1 tRNA gene and 2 rRNA genes (1 of these 3 running past the window's edge) are annotated in these 3,201 nt (G+C 54.3%); all 3 read right to left on the bottom strand.

The window, feature by feature from the left end:
• Nucleotides 1-77 (bottom strand) — tRNA-Met (locus B5483_RS22635).
• Nucleotides 78-185: 108 nt separating this feature from the next.
• Nucleotides 186-300, bottom strand: a 5S ribosomal RNA gene (rrf, locus tag B5483_RS22630).
• 115 nt (nucleotides 301-415) lie between these two features.
• A 23S ribosomal RNA gene (locus B5483_RS22625) occupies nucleotides 416-3,201 on the bottom strand; it runs 6 nt beyond the window's last position.

Raw genomic sequence — 3,201 nt, 5'->3', positions numbered from 1 at the left:
TGGTTGCGGGGGTAGGATTTGAACCTACGACCTTCAGGTTATGAGCCTGACGAGCTACCGGGCTGCTCCACCCCGCGTCACCAAGGATGCGTTCATCAGGAACGCGAAGAGGGCCGCGCGGGCCCTCTTGTTGGGTTGTTGGCCCATTTGTCATTGTGATGGGTTTTTTGCACGCCGGCTTCAATGCCTGGCGACGTCCTACTCTTCCAACGCTTGAGCGTTAGTACCATCGGCGCTGTCAGGTTTCACGGCCGAGTTCGAGATGGGATCGGGTGGGTCACTGACGCTATGGTCACCAAGCAATGGAGCTGGCGTGCTTTTTAATCGATGTATGTATCCGTGCATTATCTGGCTGGATGCTCGTCCACCTGACGGGGCCTGCCGGTTGGCAGGGCTGTCATTGATGGTGGGATTCATCAAGCATGATCAGAGTTATTAGGACCGGTTAGCTCCACGCGTTACCACGCTTCCACACCCGGCCTATCAACGTGATGGTCTATCACGACTCGAAGATACCTAATCTTGAGGGAGGCTTCCCGCTTAGATGCTTTCAGCGGTTATCCCGTCCATGCATAGCTACCCTGCTGCGCGGCTGGCGCCACGACAGGTACACCAGAGGCATGTTCACCCCGGTCCTCTCGTACTAGGGGCAACTCCTCTCAAGTATCGACGCCCACGGCAGATAGGGACCAAACTGTCTCGCGACGTTCTGAACCCAGCTCACGTACCACTTTAATTGGCGAACAGCCAAACCCTTGGGACCTGCTCCAGCCCCAGGATGTGATGAGCCGACATCGAGGTGCCAAACGATTCCGTCGATATGAGCTCTTGGGAATCATCAGCCTGTTATCCCCGGCGTACCTTTTATCCGTTGAGCGATGGCCCTTCCACGAGGGACCACCGGATCACTATGACCGACTTTCGTCTCTGCTCGATTCGTCAATCTCGCAGTCAGGCAGGCTTATGCCATTGCACTCTTGCAGCCGGTTTCCAACCGGCCTGAGCCTACCATCGCGCGCCTCCGTTACTCTTTAGGAGGCGACCGCCCCAGTCAAACTACCCGCCACAGAGGGTCCCAGTACCGGCTAACGGTACGTGGTTAGACATTAAAAAATCACAGGGTGGTATTTCACCTATGGCTCCACACCAGCTGGCGCCGGTGCTTCAAAGCCTCCCACCTATGCTACACAATAATTTTCCAATGCCACTCTGAAGCTGCAGTAAAGGTGCACGGGGTCTTTCCGTCTAACCGCGGGTACTCCGCATCTTCACGGAGAATTCAATTTCGCTGAGCATATCCTGGAGACAGTGGGGAAGTCGTTACGCCATTCGTGCAGGTCGGAACTTACCCGACAAGGAATTTCGCTACCTTAGGACCGTTATAGTTACGGCCGCCGTTTACCGGGGCTTCAATTCGGAGCTTGCACTCCTCCTCTTAACCTTCCGGCACCGGGCAGGCGTCAGACCCTATACGTCGTCTTGAAGCCGACTTAGCAGAGTCCTGTGTTTTTGCTAAACAGTCGCTACCCCCTGGCCTGTGCCCCCCACACCTGCTTGCGCAAGCATGGGGCCTCCTTCTTCCGAAGGTACGGAGGCAATTTGCCGAGTTCCTTCAGGATACTTCTCTCAAGCGCCTTGGTATACTCTACCTGACCACCTGTGTCGGTTTCGGGTACGGTCTATACGGAGAGGCTATTTCCTGGAACCGCTTCGAAGCACAACCAATCCGATAAGGTTGTACAACACACGCGATCCGTCACACATCTCCAGGCCCACGAATATTAACGTGGTTCCCATCGACTACCCCCTTCGGGCTCGTCTTAGGGGCCGGCTCACCCTGCTCAGATTAGCTTTAAGCAGGAACCCTTGGTCTTTCGGCGAGAGGGCATCTCACCCTCTTTATCGCTACTCATGTCAGCATTCGCACTTCCGATACGTCCACGGTCGGTTACCCTTCCGCTTCACTCGCCTACGGAACGCTCCGCTACCGCTCAGACCGAAGTCTGAACCCTAAGCTTCGGTGCATCACTTGAGCCCCGTTACATTTTCGCCGCAGGATCTCTTATTTAGACCAGTGAGCTGTTACGCTTTCTTTAAAGGATGGCTGCTTCTAAGCCAACCTCCTGGTTGTTTTGGAAATCCCACATGCTTTCCCACTTAGTGATGACTTGGGGACCTTAGCTGTAGGTTAGGGCTGTTTCCCTTTTGACGACGGACCTTAGCACCCGCCGTCTGTCTGCCGAACTAGACTCGTTGGTATTCGGAGTTTGGTTAGAATTGGTAGATCTCGCGACCCCCGCATCCATCCAGTGCTCTACCCCCAACGGCAATCATTCGACGCTCTACCTCAATAGATTTCGCGGAGAACCAGCTATTTCCCGGCTTGATTGGCCTTTCACCCCTAAACACAACTCATCCGAGCATTTTTCAACATGCAACGGTTCGGTCCTCCAGTGCGTGTTACCGCACCTTCAACCTGGTCATGCCTAGATCGCCGGGTTTCGGGTCTAATACACCATACTCAGTCGCCCTGTTCAGACTCGCTTTCGCTGCGCCTACACCTAACGGCTTAAGCTCGCATGGTACATTAAGTCACTGACCCATTATGCAAGAGGTACGCTGTCACCCCCTATGGGGCTCCAACTGCTTGTAAGCATTCGGTTTCAGGTACTGTTTCACTCCCCTCATCGGGGTGCTTTTCACCTTTCCCTCACGGTACTGTGTTCGCTATCGGTCATGTACGAGTATTTAGGCTTGGAGGGTGGTCCCCCCATGTTCAGACAGGATTTCACGTGTCCCGCCCTACTCGAGTCTTCTTGTCTCGCTTTCGCATACGGGACTGTCACCCGCTATGGTCACTCTTTCCAAAGTGTTCTGCTAGTTGAACAAGAAGCACTGGCCTGGTCCGCGTTCGCTCGCCACTACTAACGGAATCTCGGTTGATGTCTTTTCCTCCGGGTACTTAGATGTTTCAGTTCCCCGGGTTCGCTTCACCAAAGCTATATATTCGCCAAGGTGATACCTTATCCACCTCACTCAACCCGTGATCGCTCACGAACCGAGAGAAATGGTGAAGGTGGGTTTCCCCATTCGGAAATCGCCGGATCAAAGTTTGCTCACAACTCCCCGACGCTTATCGCAGCGTGCCACGTCCTTCATCGCCTGTACATGCCAAGGCATCCACCAAATGCTCTTACCTCA

Source organism: Novosphingobium mathurense (assembly GCF_900168325.1).
Taxonomy (GTDB): Bacteria; Pseudomonadota; Alphaproteobacteria; order Sphingomonadales; family Sphingomonadaceae; genus Novosphingobium; species Novosphingobium mathurense.
The sequence above is the reverse complement of the archived record's forward strand: the minus strand, read 5'-3'. Positions and strand labels throughout refer to the sequence as shown.